Origin of the sequence: Caulobacter sp. BE254 (assembly GCF_031457295.1) — a bacterium.
GTDB lineage: Bacteria > Pseudomonadota > Alphaproteobacteria > Caulobacterales > Caulobacteraceae > Caulobacter.
Map to the genome: position 1 here is coordinate 482507 of NZ_JAVDWJ010000002.1, position 24881 is coordinate 507387.

Below are 24881 nucleotides of genomic sequence, written 5' to 3' on the forward strand. Positions count from 1 at the left end.
AGGGCCTCGATGACCAGCCGCCGCCGCTTCCTGCGCAACGCCTCGGCCCTGCTGCTGGCGACCGCCGCCGCGCCGGCGATGGCCGCGCCCGCGACCACCCTGGAGATCCGCACGCCGATGGCGGCGCCCGAATGGGCGCTGCTGGAACGCGAGCTGCTGAAGGCCAACGCCGAGGCCTGCGAAGCCTTCTTCGCCCGCTATTTCGACGAGCGCGGCTTCCTGCTGGCGGTCGAGCGCTGGGGCGCCAACGACGGGCCCGACGACGCCATCGAGAACGTCAACGACTGGCCGCATCTGCACGCCCTGGGCGCCAGCGACCGGCTGCTGGCGCTGTCGAAGAAGGCCTACGAGGGCAACGTCCGCCAGTACACCCTGGCCAGGACCAAGGCCGTGCCGTTCGCGCGCGAGGGCATGTACTACAAGGAATTCCCGGTCATGACCGACTGGCAGCACCTGTCCGAGGGGCTGTCGGTGTTCAACCTGCTGGGACTGTCCGACCCCTACGACGTCCGCTACCGCGACCGGGTCAGGCGGTTCTCCGGCTTCTACATGAACGAGGATCCGGGCGCGCCGAATTACGATCCCGAGCACCGGATCATCCGCAGCCTGATCACCGGCAGCCGCGGCCCGATGCTGCGCAAGGCCACGCCCCTGGACTGGGCCGGCGACCCGTTCGAGGTCGGCGACTTCTTCATGGAGCACGGCGAGCGCACCTACGCGGAAACCCTGCGCCACTACGACGAATACGCCGATGTGATCGGCGACGCGCCGCTGAACCTGCAGGTCACCAGCCTGGTGCTGAACGCCTACATGCTGGACCAGGAGCCGAAGTATCGCGACTGGCTGCTCTCCTATGTCGACGCCTGGGTCGAGCGGGCCCGGGCCAATGGCGGGGTGCTGCCCAGCAATATCGGCCTGGACGGCAGGATCGGCGGCGCGACCGGCGGCAAGTGGTGGGGCGGGGTCTATGGCTGGGGCTTCAGCCCGGTCGTGCCCCAGACCGGCAAGCGCGAGGACCGCAACCGCGTGCCGCGCGCCATCGTCGGGTTCATGAACGCCTATCTGCTGACCGGCGACGACAAGTACCTGGAGGTCTGGCGCCGGCAGGCCGACGTGATCAACGCCCAGCGCAAGACCATCGACGGCAAGGTCCACACCCCGCGCATGTACGGCGACAAGGGCTGGTACGGCTATGCGCCCGGCGACTATCGGGTCAACGGCCTGGAGATCTGGTACCTGTCGATGCGGGCCTCGGACCGGACCCGGGCCGCCGAGCATCCGTGGCTGACGTTCCTGGACGGCAAGGATCCGGACTTCCCGGTGAAGATCCTGCGACAGGACCTTGAGCGGGTGCGGGCCAGGGCCCAGGCCCAGCGCGACGACCGCTCCACGCCCGACACCCGCCTGGCCGACGCGGCCCTGGACATCAATCCCGCCAGCGCCAACGCCCTGATCCACCTGATGCAGGGCGGGATCCACATCGCCCGACCGCCCTGGTCGCCAACCTCGCCGGCCCAGGGCGGGGCGCTGCTCTATGCCCGCCTGCGCTATTTCGATCCCGAACGCCGCCGGGCCGGCGTTCCCGAGGACGTCGCGGCCCTGGTCGAGACCCTCAGCGACGACGGGGCCACGGTCGTTCTGGTCAACACCAATCCGGTCGCCGCCCGGACCGTGACCGTGCAGGGCGGCGGCTATGGCGAGCACCAGGTGCTGAGCGTCGCCGCCGATGGCGCGGCGCCGGTGGCGGTCGACGCCTCGGCCTTCACCGTGCGGCTGGCGGCGGGAGCGGGGGCGCGGCTGGTGCTGACGATGAAGCGGCATGCGAACGCGCCGACGCTGAGCTTCCCGTGGGACCGGGCCTGATTCGCGGTTGGGGACAGAATGTCGTCCACCCCCCCACCGTTCCTTCCCTCCCCCTTGCGGGGAGGGAAGGGCTTTATGCTCGGCGCTCAGGAAGCAAAGTCGAGCGATTTCAACGCCCTGAACTTTCTCGACCCGATTTGATCCCCACCCTTCCAGACCGGCCGTATCCTGACCTCACCTGAAGGCACGGGGAGGGCGCACGTACGGCGACCGATGCGGCTTTCGGGGGTGGTCGAGCGGGAAGCGTTTGTCGGTGGTCTTCGGTGACAACCTTTCGCGACGGTCCTGGGCAGATTCTCCTTAGTCGAGACGAAACCCAGGCGGCGAAGGATCGGCAAGCGCAACAGGCACGGGCTGAAATCGCCCGTGCGGTCCAGGGAACGCCAATTCCCTGCCCGTCGGGGGCCTCCATCGGAGCGGGTTAAAAATCCGCGACCCGAAGGCTTCCGGATAACGGTTCCACGCGGAGCGCCTGAACTTCGTCGAAACGGTACACATAACTGCAAATCATCCGGGCGAGGCCCGGGCGCTTCGCACCCTCCCCATTCAGCTCAGCGGCTTTCCGCGTGAGGACGAGAGATCGTGCCAATCAGATCCTCCCCCTGTGGGGGAGGTGTCGGCGAAGCCGACGGAGGGGGGAGTGATCGGCAGATGGCCAGATCCCGGATAAACGACCCCAAACCTCCCCCCACCGATCGCTGCGCGATCGCCTCCCCCACAGGGGGAGGGTCTTGATCTACGTCCCTTCCTTCAGGAACGGCGCCGCCGAGAACAGCTCGCGCTCTTCCTTGCGCGGGTCGTCGACCATCCTGGAGGTCACGTCGAACACCATCGTCGCCCGCTTCGGCAGCTCGTACTTGCCCCACGCCGGGATCGCCGCGCAGTTGGGATCGCCGGTGCGTGCGAAGGCGAGGAAGGCCTCGCTCATCTGATGGGCGACGGCCCGGGCGTCGGGACCCGTGCCGGTCTTGGAGCCCGGCGCCGCCAGATTGTCGAACACCAGGGCGATGTCGAAGCTGTGGAAAGCCCGCAGCTTGCCGCCGTCGAGCGGCGAGCCGAAGTCCAGCTGGTACATCCAGGCCGGCGCGCCGATCCTCGCCCGCTGCTCGGCCTGGATCAGGTGGCCCGGCCACGAGCGCCCGGCCGTGGTCGCGGCGAAGAACACCTCGGACGGCGTATAGTGCGGATAGAGCTCGCGATAGCGGGCGATCACCCGGCGCGGCGCGACGTCCAGCACCAGTTCCGGCGCCAGGCGCTGCGGCAGCTCCTCCCAGGTCAGGGTGAAGTTCCTTGGATCGCCGCCGAGGAAGGCGCGGGTCTCGTCGTGGGTGTTGCCGATGATCATCGGGATGTGGGCGCTTTGCCGGGGCGCGTCCGGATAGAACGGATGGCGCGGCAGCACGCCGCCGTCCATCACCGACCAGAAGATGATCGCGCCCTTGCGCTCCAGCGGGTCGGGCGTCTTCAGGGCGGCGACCAGCCGCTCGGTCGGCAGGGTGCGCAGGACGTCGACCTGGTCGGGACGCAGGCCCAGCGCCTCCATGAACGCCTTGGCGCGGATCGTCGCGTGGATCGGACCCATGGCGGTGACGTGCTGGCCGCTCATGGTCGCGGCCTTGTGAAACAGGCCCTTGGCGACCGGCATGGCCATCAGGGTCACCACCTTGGCCCCGCCGCCCGATTGGCCAAAGGCGGTGACGTTGTCGGGGTCGCCCCCGAACGCGGCGATGTTGTCGCGCACCCATTCCAGGGCCATCACCAGGTCGAGGTTGCCGACATTGCCGCTGTCGGCCAGGTCCCGCCCGCCCAGCTCGGCCAGGTAACAATAGCCGAAGACGTTGAGCCGGTGGTTGACCGTCACCACCACCACGTCGCCGCGCCGGGCCAGTCTTGCTCCATCATAGAGCGGGTCCGAGCCCGAGCCGTTGGCGTGGGCCCCGCCGTGGACATAGACCGTCACCGGCCGCTTTTTCCCGTCCAGCCTTGGGGTCCATACATTGAGGAACAGGCAGTCCTCGCTGACGGCCTCCGTCGTCTTCAGCTGCGGGCTGGCCGGGCCGTAGGCCAGGGCGTCGGCCACTCCCATCCACGGCGCGGGCGGCAGGGCGGGCCTGAACCGGCGCGGGGCGGTGTCGGCCCCGTAGCGCACGCCCTTGAACACCTTGATCCCGTCCACCTCGGCGCCGCGCACCTTGCCGTACCGGGTGGCCGCGATCGGGCCGTCGGGCGCGGCTTGAGCGCAGGAGGCGTCGGGGGCCAAGGCGGCCAGGCTCGCGGCGGCGGCTCCGGCCAGGACGGCGCGGCGGTCGGTGCTCATGATCCCTCCCAGGGCGTTGGTCTATCCGTCGACCAAGGCCTCGACGGGCGAGGCCTCGGCCATGCACAGGTCGATGAACGACTGCAGGATCGGGCTGTCATTGTCCTTGCGCCAGGCCATGTAGAGCTCGACCGGCCGGTCCGGCGTGGTCTCGACCGGGCGAAACTGCACGTCGTCGAAATGCAGGCTCATCGCCGCCTCGGGCACCAGGGCCGCGCCGAGGCCGGCATGGACCAGGGCCAGCATCGAGTGGATCTGGGTGACGTGCTGGACGTAGTGCGGCGTCACGCCGTTGGCGTCGAACAGCGTGGTCAGCATGTTGTGGAAATAGCCCGCGCCCTCGGCCGAATACATGATCAGCGGCGCGTCGTCGAAGTCGGCCAGGGCCAGCGACGCCTTGGACAGGCGCGGGTCGCCGGTCGGCAGGGCCGCGACCAGAGGCTCGGTCAGAACGCGGGCGGTGGCGAACTCGGCGCGCTCCATCGGCGGGCGCACCAGGCCGACGTCGATGCGGCCGGTCAGCAGGGCCTCGACCTGCTCGCGGGTGACCATCTCGCGCAGGGTCAGATCGGCGTTGGGCAGCCGGGCCCGCGACAGGATCACCAGGCCGGGCAGGAAATTGTAGCCGGAGGCGGCGGTGAAGCCGATGGCGATCTGGCCGGCGTCGCCTACCGCGATGCGGCGGGTGGCCAGGGCGGCGCTCTCGGCCAGGCGCAGGATCCGGCGGGCCTCCAGCAGGAAGGCGCGGCCGGCCGGGGTCAGCCGCACCGAGCGGCTGGTGCGGTCCAGCAGGGTGACACCGAGGATGCGCTCCAACAGCTGGACCTGCCGGCTGAGCGGCGGCTGGGTCATGTTCAGCCGTTGGGCGGCGCGACCGAAATGCAGCTCCTCGGCCGTGGCCACGAAGCAGCGCAGCTGACTCAGTTCGAACATCGGATAGCGCCCGCTCGTGATCCCGTGGGCCGGCGAGGTTAGGCGCTTGGGCGGCGAAGCGGTAGCCGTCGCCAGGACCCTGGCCCGCGAGCCGCCGACGGCCAGGCGCGCGGCGGACGGCACCGCCTTAGGCCTTGCCCTGGGCGCGGCGGATCAGCACCTCCAGCTCGGCCATCTCGGCCAGGGTCAGGTCGGTCAGGGGCGTGCGGACCGGGCCGGCGTCGCGGCCGACTACCTTCATGCCGGCCTTGACGATCGACACCGCGTAGCCGCGGCCGCGGTTGCGCAGCGCGATGTAGGGCAGGACGAAGTCGCGCAGGCCCGCCATCACCGCCGTCCGGTCCTGGGCCCGCACCGCCTTGTAGAAGCCCAGCGCCCACTCCGGCATGAAGTTGAAGATCGCCGAGGAATAGGTCGTCACCCCCATTTCCAGATAGGGCAGGGCGAAGGTTTCGGCCGTGGGCAGGCCGCCGACATAGGTCAGCCGGTCGCCCATCCGGGCATAGACCCGCATCATCAGCTCGATGTCGCCGACCCCGTCCTTGAAGCCGACCAGGTTGGGATTGCGGTCGCACAGCTTCTCGAGCGTGTCCTCGGTCAGGACGGCGTTGTCGCGGTTGTAGACGATCACCCCCAGGGGCGTGGCCTTGCACACCGCCTCGACATGGGCGGCCAGGCCTTCCTGGGTGGAGTTCATCAGGTATGGCGGCAGCAGCAGCAGGCCGTCGGCGCCGGCCGCGTGGGCGGCCTTGGCCAGGTCCACCGCGATGGCCGTGCCGTAGCCGCAGCCGGCGACGACGGGGATCTTGCCGGCCGTCTCCTCGACGGCGGCCTTGACCACCCGGGCCACTTCCGGCGGGGTCAGCGAGAAGAACTCGCCGGTGCCGCCGGCCGCGAACAGGCCGGCCAGCTCGTGCTGCAGCATCCAGGCGCAATGCTCGCGATACGGGGCTTCGGCGAACTGGTGCTGGGCGTCGAAGGGGGTGACGGGGAACGACAGCAGCCCTCCGCCGATCTGCCGGGCCATCTCCGTCGGCGTCATCCTGCTCATCACGTCCTCGCTCGTCGTCGGTCCTTCTCGCCGGGAAGGCGTCGCGTCGTCCTGGCCGCGTGACCGTTCGTTCCAGCAAAGGCTAGGGGGCGCCGCCTCCAGGGTCTAAGCCAAAGGCGCTATCGACCGATGCGGGTTTTGGCTTGATGGCGGCGTGGCTAGACTTCGCCGCCGATGCGCTCGATCTCGTCGGCGAGGGCCGGCAGGTTCAGGATCCGCAGGGTGCGGCCGGACTGGGAGACGATGCCCAGCCCGGCCAGGCGGTTCAGCTCCCGCGTCACCGGCTCGCGCTGGCTGCCCACCAGCACCGCCAGCTCGGCGTGGGTGGGGCAGGGCTGGATGACGGCTTCACGACCGTCTCCGCCGGCCGACGCCGCCATGCGCAACAGCTCGATGTCGACCCGGCAGGCCACGGAGACGGCGTTCAGCTCGAACAACCGATCGGTGAGGGCGCGCGTCAGATTGGCCAGGTCCTCCAGGATCGCTCGCATGAAGCGCGGCGATCGCTCGAACAGGCCCTGCACCAGGGCCTGCGGCAGCCGGGCGACGCGCACATCCTCAAGCGCCACGATGTTCACCGAACGCGGCAGGCCGTCGATGGCCGAGATCTCGCCGAAATAGCCGCCCGCCGAAATGCGTCGATAGCCGACCTCGCGGCCCGATCGGGCGTACTGGTTGGCCAGCAGCGCGCCCTTCAGCAGCAGATGGATGCCGCCGCTGTCATCCAACCGCTGGACGATCAGCTCGCCCTTGCCATAGTGAAGGTGCTCGATCTGCGACGACAGGGCCTCGATCTCGTCGCGCGCCATGTGCCGAAACAGCCGGTTGGCGCGATAGTCGCCTTCGGGCGGCGGCGCGACGGGCGCATGGCTCGGGGCGAGCGGGGACGAGGGAGGGGGCACGGCCATCGAAAACGCTCCTGCACAGTCGATCCGGGGACGACGAATGGACAGCCGACCGCGCTACCGGGCCTTTATCAGCTATAGCCACCAGGACCGCAAAGCCGCCGAGTGGCTGCATCGCGCCCTGGAGACCTACCGCGCGCCGCGTCGCCTGGCCACCACTGGCGGCGAGGTGTCGACTCGGCGGTTGACGCCGATCTTCCGCGACCGCGACGACCTGAGCGCCTCGCCGGATCTGGGCGGGGTGATCCGTGACGCCCTGGACCGCTCCGACGCCCTGATCGTGCTTTGCTCCCCGGCCTCCGCGGCCTCGCGCTGGGTGGACCAGGAAGCCGCCCACTTCCTGAAGGACCACGGTCTCGGCCAGATCATCTGCGTGATCTCGCCCTCCACGCCGAAGGCCGCGCCCCTGGTCGAGCTGTTGCCGCCGGCCCTACGGGCGGCCTTGCCGACGGGCGTCGAACCCCTGGCCGTGGATCCGCGGCGCGACGCCGACGGACCGCGCCTGACGCGGTTGAAGATCGCCGCCCGGCTGCTGGACGTCAGCCTGGATCAACTGGTCCAGCGCGACGCCCGTCGCGGCATGCGGGTGATGGCGGCCTTCACCGCCCTGGCCCTGGTCGTGACCCTGGCCATGGGCGCGATGACCGTGGCCACGCTGAAGTCTCGTCAAATCGCCCGCGACCAGCGCGACGAGACCGAGGCCCTGGTGGCCTACATGCTGGGCGACCTGCGCGAACAGCTGGAGCCCGTGGGACGGCTGGACGTCCTGGACGGCGTCAGCGCCAAGGTGCTGGCCTATTATGGCAAGGCGCGCACCGACCGGCTGGACGACAGGGCCCTGGCCCAGCGCGCCAAGGCCCAGACCCTGCTGGGCACGATCCGGGAACAGCGCGGCGACCTGGCCGGCGCCCGCGACGCCTTCGGCCAAGCGGCGGCCACGACGCACGAACTGGCCGTCCGCGCCCCCGGCAATGGCGAGCGGATCTTCGACGAGGCCCAGAACGTCTACTGGCTGGCCTATATGGAATGGCGCCAGGGCGACGCCGCTGCCGCTGAGCGGGGCTTCAAGCGTTATGGCGATCTGGCCCAGAGGCTCGTCAAGCTGGATCCGACCCGCGCCGACTGGCGGCTGGAGGTCGCCTACGCCAAGAGCAACCTCGGCACCCTGCTGCTGGAACAGGGACGGGCAGACGAGGCGCTGACCACCTTCCGCGCCGCCCTGGCCGCCTTCGAGGCCGAGCGCGCTCGAGCGCCCGACGATCAGGACCGGCTGGTCGACGCGGTGGACGCCCACGCCTGGGTGGCCGACTCCCTGGTCAGGCTGGGGCGTCCGCGCGAAGCCTATGCCGAGCGCGAGGGCGCGGCGAACCTGCTGGCCGAGGCTTCGGCGAGAACGCCCGCCGACAAGCCGTTGGCCGCCCGCAACCTGGCCGCCCAACTGGCTCTGGCGCGGCTGGAGCTGGACCTGGGCCGGACGGCCCAGGCCCGCGTGCGGTCGGACAAGGCCATGGAAGGGTTGCGCAAGCTGGTGACCCTCGACCCGACCAACGCCCGATGGCTGGAATATCTGCTGGTCGGGCAGATGGACGCGGTCGATTTCGCCGCCTGGTCGGGCCGCCTGCCAGAGGCCCGCGCCGCCCACGCCCAGGCCGTCGCCACGCTGGCCAAGCTGCGCACCGGCGACGAGGCCAAGGCTTGGCGCGCGGATCTCGACGGCCGTCTGGACCAGCAGGCGGTTCTGCTGGCCCAGCTTGGCGGCGATCCGGCGCGAGCACGCGGTCTGGCGCAGGCCCAACTGGAGCGCCTGCGCCTTGCCCCCGGCTCTCGCGAAGCCGTGGCCGAGCGGGCGGTGCTCAATGGCGTTGCGCGGCTCGGGGCCGGGCAGTCGGCGGAGGCTGTCTTGGCCTTGTCGCCTCGGCGTGGGTCGCTTTCTCCGGCTGGCCGCGATGTCCTAGCCCGCGCTTATCTGGCTCAAGGTCGGGGAGATCTGGCCGATCCGATCGTTCGCAACTTGAGGGAGAATGGCTATGCCCATCCCGGCTTCCTTGCATTTTGGCGAGATTCGCCTCTAGCTGGCGCCACCGTCCAAGGGGGTTCCACATGACAGAGTCACTACCGATCATTCAACTGGTCGTCGGCATCGCCGATAACGTCAACTTCATGAACGTTCTGGATCCGGAGAACCCGGTTCCGCTGTCGCTGAAACTCGACGCCCCGAGCCGTCTGGTCTTTCGGCTGAGCGACGCCCTTATCGGCGTCGACTGGACGTTCCAGAAACGCCCGATCGTCTTTACCGATGACTTCGGGATCAACTTCTCCAGCTACACCTGGATCGAAATGCTTTACGGCGTGCCGCAAAAGCCCTTCACCTGCTTCACGATCGATTATGAAGACAAGCGGGTCGGCGAATACATCTACAGCCTGTACATGATGGACTCGCACAAACAGAATATCATTCTGGATCCAAAGATCGAAAACGGCGCGGGTCACGTTCCCTGATTGAGGCCGCGACCTTCAACGGCGACAAGATCGCCGCGCTGATCCAGCGCGGCGAGATTCTCGCCGCCTACGATCTCGCCCGCGCCGCCCTGGAGGCGGGCGAGACCTCGCCCAGGATCACCTATCTGGCCGTGCTCTGCCTGGCGCGGGCCGGCGCCGTCGATTTCGCGCGCGCCGAATATGTCCGCCTGGGGCTTGACCGGATCGACGACGATCCCGACGCCGTCGCCCTTGGCGCGCGCCTCCTGAAGGATGTCGCCCTGGCGGCGCATGGCCTTCGCCGGACGGCTTTCGCCAAGGCCTCGACCCGCCGCTACCGGGCCCTCTTCGAACGTTTCGGCGGCCTCTATGGCGCGGTCAACGCCGCGACCATGACTCTCGTCGCGGGCGATCGGGCGGAGGGTCGGGCTCTGGCGGCGGCCGCTCTGGAAATCGCGCCGCCGCCGGGATTGGTGGGGGAAGCGGCCTATTACGAAGCCGCCAGCCGCGCCGAGGCGCGGTTTCTGACCGGCGAAATGGACGCCGCGCGCGCGACGATGTCCCAGGCTCTGAAGCACGCGCCAGGAGCTTTCGCGGCCCACGCCTCGACTTTGCGCCAGCTGGAGATGCTGTGCCGCGAGATTGGCGTCGATCCCGCCTGGCTGTCGGCCTTCCGACCGCCGGCCTGCGCCCACTTCACTGGCCACATCCTCGACGCGACGCGCGAAGGCGCCCTGAACGGCGAAGGGGAGGGCGACCTGCGCGAGGAAGCCGGCCGCGTGGTGCGGGAGCTGGGGATCGGCTTCGCCTATGGCGGCCTAGCGGCCGGCGCCGACATCGTCTTCGCCGAAGCCTTGCTGGAGGCCGGCGCCGAACTGCACCTGGTCTTGCCGGTAAGCCTGGACTCCTTCGTCGCCGTGTCGGTCGCGCCCTTCGGGGCCGACTGGATCGAGCGCTTCGAACGCTGTTTCGCCCGCGCCGCGTCGGTGCGCTACGCCTCGCAGGATCCCTATGTCGGCGATGAGCAGGTCTTCGCCTATGCCAGCCAGATCGCCATGGGCTGCGCGGTGCTGCGCGCCCAGACCCTGGCGACCGAAGCGATTCAGGTGGCGGTCTGGGACGGTCACGCTTCGGCGGGACCCGCCGGCGCAGCGGTGGACCTGGCCTATTGGGCGAAAGGCGGCCGTCGACAGGTGGTCATTCCGGTGCGCCGCCCGCCGCCGCGCCGCGCACCGCCACCGAACACGGGCGCCTCCAGCTCGCGCGCCATGAAGGCCATGCTGTTCGCCGACGTGAAAGGCTTCGGCTCCCTGCGCGACGACCAGATTCCGGCCTTCTTCGCGACGGTGATGGGGCAGATGGCCGGCGTCCTCGCGGAGTTGGACGCTGGCCCACGACACGTCGAGACCTGGGGCGACGGCCTGTTCCTGGTCTTCGACCAGCCGATCGACGCCGCCCTCGCGGCCCTGGCCTTGCAGGAAGCCCACCGCGCCCTGGATCTTCGAGCCCTGGGCCTGCCACGCGGCCTGGGCCTGCGGATCGGCGGCCATTATGGACCCGTGCATCTGGGCGCCAATCCGCTGACCAGGGCTCCGGCCGTGGTCGGCGCCCACGTGGTGGTCGCGGCCCGCATCGAGCCCGACGTCGCCCCGGGCTCGGCCTGCGTCAGCGAAGCCCTGGCCGGAGCTCTGGCCACCTTCCACGGCGATCGCGTGCGGTGCGGCTATGTCGGACGCACCCAGGGGCGCAAGGGCTTCCCGGCCACGCCGATCTTCAACCTGACACGGGCCTGACCGTCTCCCTCAAGGGTGATCCTCGAGGGTGATCAGAAACCTTTATTTCCGGCGGTGTGCAGATCCGCACAGTTCGCGCGCCGATCCCTCTCACATGTTTCGACTCGTAGGTCGCGACGACCTCGGTCCAGGCGGCCGCGGAACGTCTCCGTCGATCGCCATCGCCGGAGCGCCGCCACGACCTGCACCGCGCTTGGCCTGTCACCGCGGGCCGATCGCACGGCTTCTCGGACTCGGCCGTCCCCATTGGCCGGGTCCGACTTGCCGACCGCCCATCGAAGTCGCGCCAACACCCTGGCGCGACGCTCACGTTGCATCAGGAACCTCGCCATGTCTCTCGACGCAGCTGTCCTCAAGGACCCCACGGACGACACGGTCCACGGCGCGCTGGCCTACGATCCCGCCGCGAGCATTCTCAAGCACGCCGTGAAGATCTGGGCTCGCGACCATGGCGTCGCCGAAAACGACATCTGCCGCGTGACCGAGATGGTGGTGAGCTTCGCCAAGTCGGCGATCCGCGATTGCGAGCGCAAGATCCATGTCGTCGCCTAGCCTGCCGCGATTCAGGGTCCCAGGCGCGATTCTGACCCACGCCAAAAACCTGATCGCCGGCCGCGAGACGACCGCCGCGCCGGCGATGGCGGAGGATCCGCTGTTCGCGCCAAGATCGGAAGCGCGCGGCGGGTGGGCGTCGACGCCGCAGGACAAGAGCTTCTGGGCCTGCATGGCCGCCGCCGACAGGCGACTGGCCGAACTGCGGCGTGCGATCGACCAGGCCGCCGCCGAGGTGATCGCTCGCGAAGTCGACGCCAAGGCTCCGCCGAGCCCGGAAGTCCAGTTCGCCGAGAGCCGATGCGAGACCGCCAAGCGGGTGATCACCGAAGCCCTTGACGCGGAGAGATCATGATCCTCGCCCCAGGGCGATAAAGTTCAGGCAGGGTGGCTCGACAGCTGTCGACCGCCACGCCTCGCCCTTGGGGGAGGGCGGTCGGATGGGCGTCGGCGCTTCGCCGTCAGATCGGCGAATGACCGACGCTCATCCGGCTAAAATCTCGAAGCGGCCTCGGCGCTTCTATTTGGCGCAATCAGACTTGCCGACATTGTCCCACTTCTTGAAGCCGCGCCCGGTCTTGGCTTGCAGTCGATCATTGTAGCGCCGCAGGGCGATATCGCCTGACTGACCGGTGAGCACGTCGCAGCGGCCGGCGAAGACCTTTTCCACGCAGGCGGCGCGCGGCGCATAGCCCAGCTCCTCCCAGGCCCCGCCGACGAACCGGCGGCAGGCGACGTAGTCGGCGGGCAGCTTCTGAGGCTCGGCGGCCGGGATGGCGACCTCGGCCGGCTCCGCCGCCTTGGCGGCTTCGGCGGTCGCGGCGGTCTTGGCCGCTTCGGCCATGGCCCGGCGATGGCGCTCGGCTTCGTCCATGCTGGCCTGCTCGGGCAGGTCCGGCTGGTCGTTGGCCAGCTGGAACCAGGCCATCTGCATCGTCCAGCCGCGGGCCTGGGCCAGTTGCGCCAGGCGGGCCGGGAAGTCCCGCGTCGGCCGTTCGATGGCGCCGGGGCGCAGGCCGATGTCGAACGGCCCGTTCCCCTCGATCATCAGCACGCCCGCCAGTCCGGTGGCGTTCTGGCACATGGACACCCGATAGCGGCCGCCGCCGAGATCCTTGTAGAGGTCGGGATTACGAGCCGCCAGGGCCGCGAACTGTTCGCGATTGGTCGTGAATTGCTGCAGCCGGCCGGAGGGTTGTATGGCGATGAGGCTGAAGCCCTTGGCGGGATCGGGCGCGACATTGATCATCGATTGCGACCAGAGGCCCTTGGGACAACCCTGGATGCCACGGTCGATTTCGAAGCGCGCCTGCTGGGCGACGAGGCTGGGAACGGCGCCGGCCTGGCCGCGAAACCGGTTGGCCGTGTCGAGCAGCGGACAGGCTCCCTGATCAGCGGGCAGGATCTCGGTGGTGTCGACCTGCAGCCCTCCGGCGCCGGCGGCGCGCACGGCATTGGCCACCGCTCGGTTGGCGCCGGCCGGGTCTCCGGCCGCGCCGGAAATCTTGAGGCTGGTCGAGCCGTCGGTGTTCTGGCCGTGGCTCAGGGTCAGCCAGGAGCACGGAACGTTCGGCAGCGCCGCGGCGATCAGTTCGTCGGCCCGACTGGCGACCGGCGGCGGCGCGCTGCTGGTCGTGGTCGGCGCCAAGGCGGGCAAGGCGGCCTTTTTCTGGGACGACAGCACGGCGAAGCCGACGCCGACCAGGACGACCGCCCCAATCACGCCGACGGCCACGCCCTTGCCCTTGAAGGGAGCGCGCGCGGGCGCCGCGGCGCCCTGGGCTTCGCGTTCCGCCTCGGCTTGGACAAGGCCCGGGGCCTTGCCGGGAGACTTCCTGGGTGACTTGTACGCCACGTCCATCGCCGGAGGGATGGGCGAGGCGGTTTCGTCCTCCTTGCCTGGCCTGATCGAGATCAGGGCGGCCTGCGGCAAGGGAGCGTTCCGCGCCTCCACCTCGACCGCGCCCGAGGACGGACCAACATCGGGATCCCGGGAAGGCTCAACGGTGGGTTCGAAGATCGTGGCCTCGGAAGTGACGACCTCCTCGTCCGCCGGCGCGGCGACAAGCGGAGGAAGCGACGATGTCGCGGCGACCGGCGGAAGGGGCGACGCGGACAACGGCGGCTCTGCGATCGGCTGCGCGGCGTCGTCGACGATCGGCTCGTCCGTCGGCTTCGACGCGGGCGTCGCCAGATCGAAGGGCTCGCTGGGCGCGAAGATCGTCCGCCCCTCGGGCGCGATCTCGTCGCTTGGGGCAGCGACCGGTGAAGGCGGAACGCTATCTTCTCCGCGCGGCTCCGCGCTCTGCCAGGAGGGTGGTTCGGACCCCAGATGGATCACCGTTCGCTCGAGATCCGGCCCCGCCTCGCCCAAGGTCGCGTCGCCGAGGTCCGGCGTCCAGGATCGGGTGGAGGGCGGCTCGAACGGAACGTCCAGCGCGTCCAGCGCCGAGATCACCTCGGCCATGGTCTGGGGGCGGCCGCGAGGATCCGGGCTGAGCATCCGGGCGAACAGCGGCTGCAGCAGCGGCGGCACGGTGGTGATGTCGGCGCCCGCCCGGCGGCGGTCGATCGCTTCGACCAGCGTCGTGCCCATGTCCGGCGCCCGTCCGCCGGCCAGGGCCAGCACCACCAGGGCCAGGCTGTAGATGTCGGTCCATGGACCAATGCGTCGGTCGAAGTCGCCGAACTGTTCCGGCGCGACATAGCCGAGCTTTCCGGCGAAACCGTCGCCGACGACGGTCTGGGCGCCGATCTCCATGCTCTTGGCGATGCCGAAGTCGATGATCTTGGCGCGGCTGAGCACGCCGTCCGGCAGCAGGACGTTTTCGGGCGAGATGTCGCGATGGATGGCGCCATGGCTGTGCGCCGCGTGCAGGCCCTCGGCCAGGCGACGGGTCAGCATGACCAATTCGCCCGTGGTCGGCGACTGGCGGCCGATCAGGTTGGTCAGCGGCTCGCCGTCGATGAAGTCGGTGACGATGTACAGCAGGTCCTTGCGCGGCTCGCGCGCCAGGACGCGGTACTGCACCAGCGCCGGGTGGGCCAGGCTGGTGAGGGTCTTGGCCTCCTTGCGAAACAGCGCCTGGACCTTGGGGTCGGCGGCCAGGTGCGGAAGGATGACCTTGACCGCCACCCGCTCCTCGGCGTTGACGTTGGCGCCTTCGTAGACCTCGCCCATGCCGCCGCGGGCGATGAAGCGCTTGATCTCGTAGATGCCGTTCAGGACGAAGCCGACGGGCAGGATGCCGCGCGGTTGCGCCGGCTTGCGCGGACCCCGCTTGCTCCAGGAGCCGGCGGGCGGGCTCGTGACGGACGCGACGTCTTCATCAGAGGGATCGTCGGGCATGCTCACTGGGGACGTCTCTTTCCAACTCCGGCCACAACCTCGCCTCGGACGCGCGTCGGTTGCAAGCAGTTATGCGAGGCTTCGAGCATCAGGCCACGGCTTCCGCGATCAAGGGCGCTTGCATCTGCGGTGACGCTTCGTTTCCTTCGAACGCGTAGGTGAAGGTCGAGTTCGCGACCCCCACCGCGATCCTGGCCACTTCCTCGCCGGCCATCTGGCGTTCCAGCAGGGCGATCGACAGTTCGGGCAGCATGGTGTTGGTCAGGATGGCGTCGATCATCCGCCCGCCCGACGCGACCTCGGTGCAGCGCGAGACGATCAGGTCGACGACCGCCTGATCGTAGCTGAAGACGATGCCATGGTTCTCGGCGACGCGCTTCTTCACGCGGTCCAGCTGCAGGCGGACGATGCCCTGCAGCATGTCCGACGACAGCGGATAGTAGGGCAGGACGATCAGCCGGCCGAGCAGGGCGGGCGGGAACACCTTCAGCAATTCCGGCCGCAGCGACTGGGCCAGGACCTCGGCCTCCGGCTTCATCTCCTCGTCCTCCGACAGCGAGGCGATCAGGTCGGAGCCGACATTCGAGGTCAGCAGGATCAGCGTGTTCTTGAAGTCGATGTGACGCCCTTCGGAGTCGTCCATGTAGCCCTTGTCGAACACCTGGAAGAACATCTCGTGGACGTCGGGGTGAGCCTTCTCCACCTCGTCGAGCAGCACCACCGAATAGGGCCGGCGACGCACGGCCTCGGTCAGGACGCCGCCCTGGCCATAGCCGACATAGCCCGCCGGCGCGCCCTTCAGGGTCGAGACGGTGTGGGCTTCCTGGAACTCGCTCATATTGATGACGATCAGGCTGTCGTCGCCGGAATAGAGCAGTTCGGACAGGGCGTGGGCGGTCTCGGTCTTGCCCACGCCGGACGGACCGCACAGCATGAACACGCCGACCGGCTTGTTGGGGTTGTCGAGCTTGGCGCGGCTGGTCTGGATGCGCTTGGCTACGGCGTCCATCGCATGGTCCTGCCCCACCACGCGCTTCTTCAACTGGTCGGCGATGGTCAGGACCGAGGCGATCTCGTCCTTGACCATGCGGCCGACCGGGATGCCGGTCCAGTCGCCGACGACCGCGGCCACCGCGTCGGCGTCGACCTCGCCGAACACCATCGGATCGTCGCCATGGGCCTGCGCGACCGCCAGCAGGGCGGCGTCGAGCGCGGCCTTCAGGGCGGAGATGTCGTCGGTGTTGGCGGCCGCCGCGGCGGCCACGGCCTGGCGGGCTTCGAAGGCCTTGGTGATCGCGTCCTTCTCGGCGACCCACTTGGCTTCCACGGCGTCGAGCGCGACCTGCGCCTCCTCGATCGCCTCCCTCAGCTTGCCGATGCGCTCCACGCCGGCGTACTGGCCTTCGGCCTCGCGGGTGGCGATTTCCAGCTCGACGTTCAGGAGTTCGACGCGACGACGGCGACTTTCGACCGGCGCGGGGGTCGCGTGCTGCGACACGGCCACCCGGGCCCCGGCGGTGTCGAGCAGGCTGACGGCCTTGTCGGGGAGCTGCCGGGCCGGCACGTAGCGCTGGGACAGCTTGACCGCCGCTTCCACCGCCTCGTCGAGGATCACCACCTTGTGGTGCTTCTCCATGGCCGAGGCCACCGACCGCAGCATGGCGATCGCCGCCCCGGTGTCCGGCTCCCCGACATTGACGGTCTGGAACCGGCGGGTGAGGGCGGGGTCCTTTTCGAAGTACTGGCGATATTCCGACCAGGTGGTGGCGGCGATGGTCCGCAACCGGCCGCGCGCCAGGGCGGGCTTGAGCAGGTTGGCGGCGTCGCCCGTGCCGGCCTGGCCGCCGGCCCCGATCAGGGTATGGGCTTCGTCGATGAACAGGATGATCGGCTTGGGCGAGGACTCGATCTCGTCGATCACCTGCCGCAGCCGCTTCTCGAACTCGCCCTTCACGCCGGCGCCGGCCTGCAGCAGCCCGATGTCCAACGCGCGGAGGGTGACGTCCTTCAGCGCGGGCGGAACGTCGCCGTCGACGATCCGGCGCGCCAGGCCCTCGACGACCGCCGTCTTGCCGACCCCCGCCTCGCCGGCCAGGATCGGGTTGTTCTGGCGACGGCGCAGCAGGATGTCGATCACCTGGCGGATCTCGGCGTCGCGACCGACGATCGGCTCGATCTCGCCCATCCTGGCGCGCTCGGTCAGGTCGACGGAATACTTGGCCAGCGTCTCGCCCGAACCGCCGGCGAACGGTGCGCCGGCAGTCCCGGCCAGGTCCGAGGGCCCGTCGACCACCGGGGCGCCGCCGACCTCGGCCGAGCTGGCGACGATCTGGGCGAACTCATCGCCCAGGGCGTCGGCCGAGACCTTGCGGAACTCCGGCGAGATGGCGAACAAGGCGTTACGCAGGATCGGGGTCTTGAGCATGCCGAAGACCAGGTGGCCGGTGCGCACGCGGCCGGCCTGGAACATCAGCGAGGCATAGAGCCATCCCTTCTCGATGGCCTCCTCGATCTGGGGCGAGAAGTCCGAGATCGCCGTCGCGCCGCGCGGCAGGCCGTCGAGGGCGGCCACGACGTCACGGGCCAGCTTGGTGTCGTCCAGGGCGAACCGGGTGCGGATAGCGGCCAGGTCGTTCTGCGGATCCTGCAGCAGGATATGGATCCAGTGCACCAGCTCGACATAGGGATTGCCGCGCATCTTGCAGAAGCCGGTCGCGGTTTCGATGCTCTTCAGGCCCGTCGGGCTGAGGCGGCCGAACAGGGCGGAGCGGTTGATCTCGGTCATGCGGCATCTCTCTTGGCGGCGGCTCGAGCCACGCGACGCGAGCTCGGGCCAAGACGGGTCTCGGCGCGCGGGCCGCTGCCGGCCGGCGGATTGATCCAGCTGGTCCAACCCAGCCGGGCGCGGCCGTCCAGCGAGGCGGGACGCCGTGCGGCTTCGCTGGCCTCGATCTCGAGGTCCCATTCCAGATGGGACGGGGCGAAGGAATCCAGCGCCTCTGCGACGACCGCGAAGCGGGGCCCGCCCGGCAGCAGGTTCTCGTAATCTTGGAACGTGTCGACTTTCACGGCGATGCGGAAGGCGTCCGAAACCGTGCTGGTGCGCCGCCCGCAGACCGCGTCGCCGCCCAGGCGGCTGTAGGCGCCGCCCAGGCGGGTCTGGTCCGCCGGCTCGATGTCGCGCCAGACCGGACGGTACTCCTTCAGCCGCACGGGCGCGCCCACCAGGTCGGCGACGGCGTCCTCGATGCCCGCCGCGCTACGCCGCGACGCATAGAGGCCCGCATAGTAGAGGCGGGCTCGCGCGGGGAAGGCCGCGTCTTCGGGAACCCCGGCGGTCGCTCCGGTCAGAGCCCCCAGATAGCCGGCGAAGCGGTCGTCGCCAGGGCGGTCGGCGTTGGCCGCGGGATTGGACTCAGCCCAGGCGCGGTAGAAGAACTGCAGCATCCGCCCGGCCAGCATGTCGAGGAAGTGCCCGAACGGACGGCCCTTGGCGTAACGGCGCTCGAAATGGGCGAACTCGCTGAGGTGCAGGGGCAGGGGCCCCATCGGCCCGGTCAGCCCGAACCAGTAGCCCTCGACCTTGGCGCGCCCGCCCTTGACGGTGATCGCCTCCAGCGTCGAGCCCGGAAAGCCCAGGGCGGGAAGCTGGGCCAGGTCGACCAGGTTCTGGGCGGGAAGGCGGGCGTCGCCGATGCGCGGCAGATCTGGCGCGCGCGCCTCCGCGGCGCGCAGCAGGCCGAACAGGCCGTACCGCTTCGCATTCCCCGCCGCCTGGCGAAGAAACTCTAGATGTTGCGATGTTCGCCCATTCTCGGCGGCCATTGCGCGAAGGTTCCTTCCTGGGGGCTTTCGAAGATGCATTCGGTGAAGGCGTTCACGGTCGCGAACTCGCCGAGGAACCGCTCCAGGACGGCCGAGAACAGGAACATCCGGCCGTTCTCGAACGGAGCGTCGTCCAGCCTGAGACGCAGGCGCTGGCCGCGGGCGAAGGCGCTGCGTCCCGGGCCCGACACCCGCCGTGTCACCGGTTCGGAGCGAATGGCCAGCACGCCGTCGATCTGACGCCGCAAGGCCGGATCGTCGATCCGGCCGTAGAGCGCTAGGTGATCGCGCAGGACCGAGGGGTCGTCGTCGTCACCCAGGGCGAAGGAGGCGTAGTTGGGCGTCAGGTGGCCGATGACCCTCCAGGCGCCGTCGCTGATGCCCATCGGCGGCCGGGGCTTGGTCGGGGCGCGGACGATCGTCACGGCGCGAACGGGGACACCGCTGATCCGAAAGTCCGTCGCGCCGCCGGTGCGCAGGGTCTCGGCCAGTTCGCGATTGGTGACCAGCGCGCGAATGGCCAGTTCGTAGATCCCCTCCAGCCGCCGAGGCTCCCCAGGGGCGGCCAGGCTGATCCAGGTTTCCGTGCCCAGATAGTCGGTCCGGCGCCTGAGGCGCTGCTCCTTGGTCGACAGGCGGCGATGGCGCAGGCGGGTGACGTAGAACAGCGCCTCGGTCCAGTCATAGAGCAGGCTGCCGAAGGCGTGCAGCGGCGCGACCGGCCGCGCGTCGCCGTTCTTCTGCGAATGGGCCGTCACTTCCAGCGGGCGGAAGATCTCGAAGTCCAGCGGCCGGGTGCGGTCGGCGATCAATTGGTGTTCGTGGTCGAACTCGTTGATCGCCACGCGATCGATCTGCTTCTCGAACAGGTTGATCGCGGGCGTCGCGAACAGCTTGAAATTCGCCGGCGACACCGCGCCCGCCAGGGCGGTGGACGCGCGATCGAACAGGAAGACCACCTCGCATTCCGTTCGGCACTTGGCGAAGACCTGGGCCAGTTCGCGCAGGCGGACGAACAGGAAGCGTTCCGGGCAGGCGAAATATTCCGACAGCAGGCGATAGCCCCGGAAAGACCGTCGGCCCGTCGGCAGCAGGGCGCAGTTCTCCTCGAAGCCGTGCTGCTCGGCCGCCGGCAGCTTGACCCAGGCCGCGGCGCCGGCCGCGGAGTCCACCGAACGGGCCATGGTCGCGACGGCGTCGCCGATCAGTTGCCGGTAGAGCTCGCCCGGCGCCACTTCCGAGCCGTCCAGATAGATCGGCAAGGCGTCCGGCGCGATCGCCGACAAGGGAACGCCGCCCAGGGCGCTGAATTTCAGGCGCAGTCCCGCCTCGGCGCGCACCCCCGCGGCTCCGGCATAGGCGGCGACGGCCGCTCGGGTCGGCAGGTATTCGGCTTCGGTGATCTTCAGTGGCCAGAGCGTGACGTCCTGTCCGGTCCGGAAGATCACCGGCGTGGCGGCTTCGTCGCCCGAGGTGGCGGACATCTCGGTCAGGCGAGGGACCACGAACCCGGCGGCGATCGCGTGGTCGCTGTCCTGAGGCTCGAGGGTCACCACGCACATCGACGGGGTCGGCGCCAGGTAGTGCGGCTGGATGGCGTTGAGCAGGTGTTGGGTGAAGTCGGGGAACTGGTCCTGCAGCTTCAGCTTCACGCGGGCCCCGAGGAAGGCCACGCCTTCCAGGAGCCGCTCGACGTAGGGGTCGGTATCGGAGGGGGCGTTGAGGCCCAGCCGCCCCGCGACGGTCTCGTATTCCTCGCCGAACTCGCGCGCGGTCTCGCGAAGATAGAGCAGTTCCTCGTTATAGGCTCTGAGGAGGCGAGGATCCATCCGTCTACTCCCGGAGGGTCGCCGCGCCCGTGTCGATCTCGACGTCGGTCTTGAACTCGACGGGCAGCGCCATGACGGCGCTGGTGACGTCGGCCCGGATGACGAAGGTCACGGCGTTGGGCTTGGCGTCCTTGGCGGTCGCGGTGACGTCGAGGCGCTGAGGGGAGATGCGCGGCTCGAAGCGCCGGATGGCCTGCTTGATCTCGCGCGCCCGGTTCTCGACCGCTCGCCGCTGCAGCAGCTTGCCGGCCATGTCGGGCACGCCGTAGTTCAGGACCGAGGTCGCCACCTCGGGATAAGGCTTCAGGTTCTGGATTGCGCCGAACTGGGTGGTGTTCAGGATCCAGTTCAGCTCGCGCAGGACCGTGGCTCGTAGCGCGGCCTCGTTGAAGCGTTCGATCTTCAAGATTGGATAGAGCCGTCGCGTCGCCGCGCGGCTGACCTGGCCCTCGACCTTCGGATCGTCGCGGACGTCGTCGAAGTCGAGATCGGCGACGAGCTTGTCGAACAGGGTCGGATTGATCCGGGCTGGCATGGCGTCAGGCGAAGGCCAGGTGGCGAAGCGCCAGGACGCCCGCCTCTTCACCGTCTCCCAACGACCAGAGCTTCTGGCCCAGGCCCTCGGCGCCCATCGGGCCCTCGCGCCAGTCGGTGGCGCGGGCCAGCAGCAGGTTGGCGTCCGTCGAGGTCTGGGTCCCGGGATAGCGGGCCGGCAGGATCGCCGCCACGCCCTGTCCGGTCTTGAACTCGATTTCCACGGGCAGCCAGACCAGGTCGCGCAGGTCCTGCGGTCCGTCGCTGGTGATCTTGCGCACCGCGTCGAAGGGGACGAGCCCCCAGCGCCCATGAATGACGGCCTCGAAGGCCGGACCGAAGCGGGGGTCCGCGTCGGCGATCCAGTCGAAGTCCTGGTCGTTGAAGCGGCCGGGCGTGTCGGGCGCGGCGTCGAACGCTCGCGACCGGGCGGCCTCGGCGTCGTCGGCGCGTCCCTGCAAACCCGCGCCGAGAGCGACCGCGAGATCGCCCGCCCACGGGCTGGTATTGACCAGCAAGGCCGGCGGAACCTCTCCCGCGAAGGCCTTCTCACGCTGGATCTCGGCGTCGATGGCCAGGTTGTAGGCCACGGCCAGCATCTGGGCTTCGGGAGACAGCTGGGTCAGCACCTTCAGCTGCGCCTTGGCCTTGTCCCATTCACCCAGGATGCAGAACAGCTGGAACAGAAACATGCGGCTGGGCTGATCGTCCGGCGCGCGCTTGACCCTTTCGACAAGGGCTTGGCGCGCGCCGTCCAGATCGCCAGCGCGTAGGAGGTCGTCGGCGTTACGCATTCTTCGCTTCTATGATTGGCCGAAGACCGGCGCGGCTCGCCTAGAACTTGGCGTTGCCGGCGATGTCCCACTTGAAGTCGCCCGTCCCGGCCGCCTTGCCGGCCGAGCTCTGTTCCTTGTACGCGACCTCGACCTTGGCGAAGTTGAGCGAGACGTTTTCGGTCAGGCGATCCTCGCCGCCGCTGCCGCCGGTGGACACCGAGCTGACCAGGCAGTCGGTCATGGTGATGGTGATGTATTCCAGCGGGGTCTCGCCGGCCTTGCGCACCACCAGCGTGGCCTTGCTGATGTGCTTGCCGTTGGCGGCGGCCAGCATCAGCGGCGCCGACGACAGATCGACGTACTTGGTGAAGGACAGGTCCTGGACATTGACCTTGCCGGCGCCCGCGCCGCCGCCGACATGGGCGGTGCCCGAGTTGGTCATGCCCCAGCTCCAGGCCAGAACGTCGATCTCACCCTTGTGGCTGGTGTCCTTGGACTCACCACTGATGCCTTCAAGTTTCAGGAACATATCAACGGCCATAAGGCGTTCTCCTCACGAAAAATGATTCTACTGACAGCTAGTTCGGCCCCTTGGGCAGGCGCGAGACCATGCTGAGCGACACGTCCATCCCCTCGAGTTGGTAGTGCGGCACCATGCGGAAGACACCACGGTAGTAGCCGGGGTTCTCGGGGTCGGGGATGACATCCACCGAAGCGGATTTCAGGGGCTTGCGAGCCTTGTCTTCTTCGGTCGAGAAGTCCGGCTGCATGTCCACGTACTGCATGATCCAGGACTGCAGATCACTGGCCAGGACTGGGGCCTCGCGGCTGCTGCCGATCCAGTCGCGCACCATGCACTTCAGATAGTGGGCGAAGCGGCAGCTGGCGAAGATGTAGGGCAGGCGCGCCGACAGGTTGGCGCTCGCCGTGGCGTCGGCGTCCTCATAGGCCTTCGGGGCGTGCAGGGTCTGGGCGCCGATGAAGGTGGCCTGGTCGGTGTTCTTGCGATGCACCAGGGCCATCAGCCCGGCCTTGGACAGCTCGGCTTCGCGGCGATCGGAAATAGCGATCTCCGTCGGACACTTGGCGTCCATCGCCCCGTCGTCGGTGGGGAACATCGCGGTCGGCAGGTCCTCGACGGTGCCGCCCGACTCCACGCCGCGAATGCGCGTGCACCAGCCGTAGGTCTTGAAGGCTTCGGTGATGCGCACGCCCAGGGCGTAGGAGGCGTTCAGCCAAAGATAGTTGTCGTGCTGACCGCCGTCGGTGTCCTCCTCGAACGCGAACTCCTCGACCGGTTCGCTGTTGGCGCCATAGAGCGGGCGTCCCAGGAAGCGGGGCAGGGTCAGCGCCATGTAGCGGCTGTCGTTCGAGGCCCGGAAAGAGCGCCAGGCCATGTAGTCGGTGGCGTCGAACTGCTTGGCGATGTCGCGCGGGTTGGCCAGCTCCTGCCAGCTTTCCATGCCGAGCAGCTGGGAGTCCGCCGCCGCGATGAACGGGGCGTGCGCCGCCGCGCCGATCTTCGATAGACCCTTCATCACCTCGATGTCGGGCGCGGTGTGGTCGAAGGCGTAGTCGCAGATGAAGGCGCCGTAGGGCTGTCCGCCCAGCTGGCCGAACTCGGCCTCGTAGATCTTCTTGAACAGGGGGCTCTGGTCCCAGGCCGCGTCGCGGAACTGCCGCAGCATCTTGCGGGTCTCGTCCTTGGAGACGTTCAGGACGCGAACCTTCAGGTCCTTGCCGGTCGGGGTGTTGCCGACGAGGTACCAAAGCCCGCGCCAGGCCGATTCCAGGGTCTGGAAGTCCTTGTGGTGGATGATCTTGTTGACCTGCTCGGTCAGCTTGCGGTCGATCGCGGCCTTCAGGGCGTCCACGGTCGAGAAGACGTCGGCCCCGATGACCTGGGTGTCCTCGAGCGCCTGCTGCGCCAGGGTCTTCACCGCCTCTTCGATCCGCGCCTGCTTGGCGTCGGTGTTGGGCTTGAACTCCCTTTGCAGCAGCGAGGCGAAATCGTCGACGGTGACGGTTTCCGCGGCGGGGGCGCCAGTCTGCTGAAGCGTTTCTTGCGCCATCAAGGTCTCCCAACGGGCAGGGTAGGGGAAAGCATTGTAGATCTACCGTAGATTGTCTAGCCGTTATCGGCAGGCGGCTTGGCGGCCGCGAGGGCCTTCATCAGCTCGGGATCCTTCAGGACCTTGTCGAGCAGGTCCTGGGCGCCGTCCTTGCCGTCCATGTAAAGCATCAGGTCGTTCAGTTGCTGCCGAGCTTCCAGCAACTTGGCCAGGGCCGGCACATTCTTGGCGACCTGGCCCGGCGAGAAGTCTTCCATCGACTTGAAGGTCAGGTCGACGCCGATCTTGCCGTCTCCGGTCAAGGTGTTCTCGACCGTGAAAGCGGCGCGGGGTGCGATCGCTTCCATCTTCTGTTCGAAGTTGTCCATGTCGAACTCGACAAAGTCGCGCTTGTCGAGCGGCTTCTTCTCGACGTTCGACTTGCCGGACAGGTCAGACATAACTCCGACCACGAACGGAATTTCGATCTTCTGGCGGGAACCAAAAGTCTCTACTTCGTATTCGATATGAACACGAGGCGCGCGATTCTCCTTGATGAAACGCTGCCCACCTTTGTTCGACGCCATGGCTATCCACCCGCAATTAGACGTTATGTGCCGCTATA

At 68.7% G+C, this 24881-nt stretch carries 19 protein-coding genes; 6 read left to right on the forward strand and 13 right to left on the reverse strand.

Annotated elements, in window-relative coordinates; genetic code table 11:
- The first annotated feature begins 9 nt into the window (after positions 1-9).
- On the forward strand, positions 10-1863 hold the full coding sequence (locus J2X41_RS06390) for a hypothetical protein (protein ID WP_310080542.1): 1854 nt from the start codon (positions 10-12) through the stop codon (positions 1861-1863).
- Between the two features lie 736 nt (positions 1864-2599).
- Here J2X41_RS06390 and J2X41_RS06395 read toward each other — a convergent pair.
- From J2X41_RS06395 to J2X41_RS06410, 4 genes are all read right to left on the reverse strand, one after another.
- Positions 2600-4180, reverse strand: coding sequence for a carboxylesterase/lipase family protein (locus tag J2X41_RS06395; RefSeq protein ID WP_310080544.1), 1581 nt, complete (start codon positions 4178-4180; stop codon positions 2600-2602).
- Between the two features lie 21 nt (positions 4181-4201).
- On the reverse strand, positions 4202-5236 hold the full coding sequence (locus J2X41_RS06400; protein ID WP_310080546.1) for a LysR substrate-binding domain-containing protein: 1035 nt from the start codon (positions 5234-5236) through the stop codon (positions 4202-4204).
- Between the two features lie 4 nt (positions 5237-5240).
- Positions 5241-6164: a 5-dehydro-4-deoxyglucarate dehydratase gene (gene kdgD, locus J2X41_RS06405; protein ID WP_310080549.1), complete on the reverse strand. Its 924-nt coding sequence runs from the start codon at positions 6162-6164 to the stop codon at positions 5241-5243.
- 158 nt (positions 6165-6322) lie between these two features.
- On the reverse strand, positions 6323-7072 hold the full coding sequence (locus J2X41_RS06410) for a Crp/Fnr family transcriptional regulator (RefSeq protein WP_310080551.1): 750 nt from the start codon (positions 7070-7072) through the stop codon (positions 6323-6325).
- Positions 7073-7109: 37 nt separating this feature from the next.
- Here J2X41_RS06410 and J2X41_RS06415 point away from each other — a divergent pair, with 37 nt between their 5' ends.
- From J2X41_RS06415 to J2X41_RS06435, 5 genes are all read left to right on the forward strand, one after another.
- Positions 7110-9173, forward strand: coding sequence for a TIR domain-containing protein (locus J2X41_RS06415; protein WP_310080553.1), 2064 nt, complete (start codon positions 7110-7112; stop codon positions 9171-9173).
- Positions 9170-9568 (forward strand): hypothetical protein, encoded by a 399-nt coding sequence (locus J2X41_RS06420; protein WP_310080555.1) that lies wholly within the window; start codon positions 9170-9172, stop codon positions 9566-9568. Before J2X41_RS06415 ends, J2X41_RS06420 begins: the two co-directional genes overlap by 4 nt.
- Positions 9565-11340, forward strand: coding sequence for a tetratricopeptide repeat-containing protein (locus tag J2X41_RS06425; protein ID WP_404979888.1), 1776 nt, complete (start codon positions 9565-9567; stop codon positions 11338-11340). Before J2X41_RS06420 ends, J2X41_RS06425 begins: the two co-directional genes overlap by 4 nt.
- Before the next feature lie 330 nt (positions 11341-11670).
- Positions 11671-11892: a hypothetical protein gene (locus J2X41_RS06430; protein WP_310080559.1), complete on the forward strand. Its 222-nt coding sequence runs from the start codon at positions 11671-11673 to the stop codon at positions 11890-11892.
- Entirely contained in the window at positions 11879-12247 is a 369-nt protein-coding gene (locus J2X41_RS06435) for a hypothetical protein (RefSeq protein ID WP_310080561.1), read from the forward strand. The genes J2X41_RS06430 and J2X41_RS06435 overlap by 14 nt, the downstream gene beginning before the upstream one ends.
- Positions 12248-12412: 165 nt before the next feature.
- Here J2X41_RS06435 and J2X41_RS06440 read toward each other — a convergent pair whose 3' ends face one another.
- The 9 genes from J2X41_RS06440 to tssB all read right to left on the reverse strand — a co-directional run bounded on the left by J2X41_RS06440 (position 12413) and on the right by tssB (position 24843).
- Positions 12413-15241 carry a protein kinase domain-containing protein gene (locus J2X41_RS06440; RefSeq protein WP_310080563.1) on the reverse strand — a complete coding sequence of 943 codons (2829 nt, stop codon included), beginning with the start codon at positions 15239-15241 and terminating at the stop codon, positions 12413-12415.
- A gap of 88 nt (positions 15242-15329) precedes the next feature.
- The gene (tssH, locus tag J2X41_RS06445; protein WP_310080565.1) at positions 15330-18026 is read right to left on the reverse strand and encodes a type VI secretion system ATPase TssH; all 2697 of its coding nucleotides are present in this window, start codon (positions 18024-18026) and stop codon (positions 15330-15332) included.
- Entirely contained in the window at positions 18023-19066 is a 1044-nt protein-coding gene (gene tssG / locus J2X41_RS06450; RefSeq protein WP_310080567.1) for a type VI secretion system baseplate subunit TssG, read from the reverse strand. The genes tssH and tssG overlap by 4 nt, the downstream gene beginning before the upstream one ends.
- Positions 19030-20895 (reverse strand): type VI secretion system baseplate subunit TssF, encoded by a 1866-nt coding sequence (tssF, locus tag J2X41_RS06455; protein ID WP_310080569.1) that lies wholly within the window; start codon positions 20893-20895, stop codon positions 19030-19032. The genes tssG and tssF overlap by 37 nt, the downstream gene beginning before the upstream one ends.
- A 4-nt stretch (positions 20896-20899) precedes the next feature.
- Positions 20900-21430 (reverse strand): type VI secretion system baseplate subunit TssE, encoded by a 531-nt coding sequence (tssE, locus tag J2X41_RS06460; RefSeq protein ID WP_310080570.1) that lies wholly within the window; start codon positions 21428-21430, stop codon positions 20900-20902.
- A gap of 4 nt (positions 21431-21434) precedes the next feature.
- Complete coding sequence (locus J2X41_RS06465) at positions 21435-22223, reverse strand: type VI secretion system accessory protein TagJ (protein WP_310080571.1); 789 nt, start codon at positions 22221-22223, stop codon at positions 21435-21437.
- Positions 22224-22263: 40 nt separating this feature from the next.
- Positions 22264-22746 (reverse strand): type VI secretion system tube protein Hcp, encoded by a 483-nt coding sequence (locus J2X41_RS06470; protein WP_089929185.1) that lies wholly within the window; start codon positions 22744-22746, stop codon positions 22264-22266.
- Between the two features lie 37 nt (positions 22747-22783).
- Positions 22784-24277, reverse strand: coding sequence for a type VI secretion system contractile sheath large subunit (gene tssC, locus J2X41_RS06475; protein WP_310080573.1), 1494 nt, complete (start codon positions 24275-24277; stop codon positions 22784-22786).
- A 56-nt stretch (positions 24278-24333) separates the two neighbouring features.
- Positions 24334-24843: a type VI secretion system contractile sheath small subunit gene (gene tssB / locus J2X41_RS06480; RefSeq protein ID WP_310080574.1), complete on the reverse strand. Its 510-nt coding sequence runs from the start codon at positions 24841-24843 to the stop codon at positions 24334-24336.
- Positions 24844-24881 lie beyond the last annotated feature (38 nt).

Excerpts from the sequence above, each read along its gene's own strand:
- J2X41_RS06390 (WP_310080542.1), top strand. The coding sequence starts at position 10 with ATGACCAGCCGCCGCCGCTTCCTGCGCAACGCCTCGGCCCTGCTGCTG.
- J2X41_RS06395 (WP_310080544.1), bottom strand. The coding sequence starts at position 4,180 with ATGAGCACCGACCGCCGCGCCGTCCTGGCCGGAGCCGCCGCCGCGAGC.
- kdgD (WP_310080549.1), bottom strand. The coding sequence starts at position 6,164 with ATGAGCAGGATGACGCCGACGGAGATGGCCCGGCAGATCGGCGGAGGG.
- J2X41_RS06410 (WP_310080551.1), bottom strand. The coding sequence starts at position 7,072 with ATGGCCGTGCCCCCTCCCTCGTCCCCGCTCGCCCCGAGCCATGCGCCC.
- J2X41_RS06415 (WP_310080553.1), top strand. The coding sequence starts at position 7,110 with ATGGACAGCCGACCGCGCTACCGGGCCTTTATCAGCTATAGCCACCAG.
- J2X41_RS06420 (WP_310080555.1), top strand. The coding sequence starts at position 9,170 with ATGACAGAGTCACTACCGATCATTCAACTGGTCGTCGGCATCGCCGAT.
- J2X41_RS06430 (WP_310080559.1), top strand. The coding sequence starts at position 11,671 with ATGTCTCTCGACGCAGCTGTCCTCAAGGACCCCACGGACGACACGGTC.
- J2X41_RS06435 (WP_310080561.1), top strand. The coding sequence starts at position 11,879 with ATGTCGTCGCCTAGCCTGCCGCGATTCAGGGTCCCAGGCGCGATTCTG.
- J2X41_RS06440 (WP_310080563.1), bottom strand. The coding sequence starts at position 15,241 with ATGCCCGACGATCCCTCTGATGAAGACGTCGCGTCCGTCACGAGCCCG.
- tssH (WP_310080565.1), bottom strand. The coding sequence starts at position 18,026 with ATGACCGAGATCAACCGCTCCGCCCTGTTCGGCCGCCTCAGCCCGACG.
- tssG (WP_310080567.1), bottom strand. The coding sequence starts at position 19,066 with ATGGCCGCCGAGAATGGGCGAACATCGCAACATCTAGAGTTTCTTCGC.
- tssF (WP_310080569.1), bottom strand. The coding sequence starts at position 20,895 with ATGGATCCTCGCCTCCTCAGAGCCTATAACGAGGAACTGCTCTATCTT.
- tssE (WP_310080570.1), bottom strand. The coding sequence starts at position 21,430 with ATGCCAGCCCGGATCAATCCGACCCTGTTCGACAAGCTCGTCGCCGAT.
- J2X41_RS06465 (WP_310080571.1), bottom strand. The coding sequence starts at position 22,223 with ATGCGTAACGCCGACGACCTCCTACGCGCTGGCGATCTGGACGGCGCG.
- J2X41_RS06470 (WP_089929185.1), bottom strand. The coding sequence starts at position 22,746 with ATGGCCGTTGATATGTTCCTGAAACTTGAAGGCATCAGTGGTGAGTCC.
- tssC (WP_310080573.1), bottom strand. The coding sequence starts at position 24,277 with ATGGCGCAAGAAACGCTTCAGCAGACTGGCGCCCCCGCCGCGGAAACC.
- tssB (WP_310080574.1), bottom strand. The coding sequence starts at position 24,843 with ATGGCGTCGAACAAAGGTGGGCAGCGTTTCATCAAGGAGAATCGCGCG.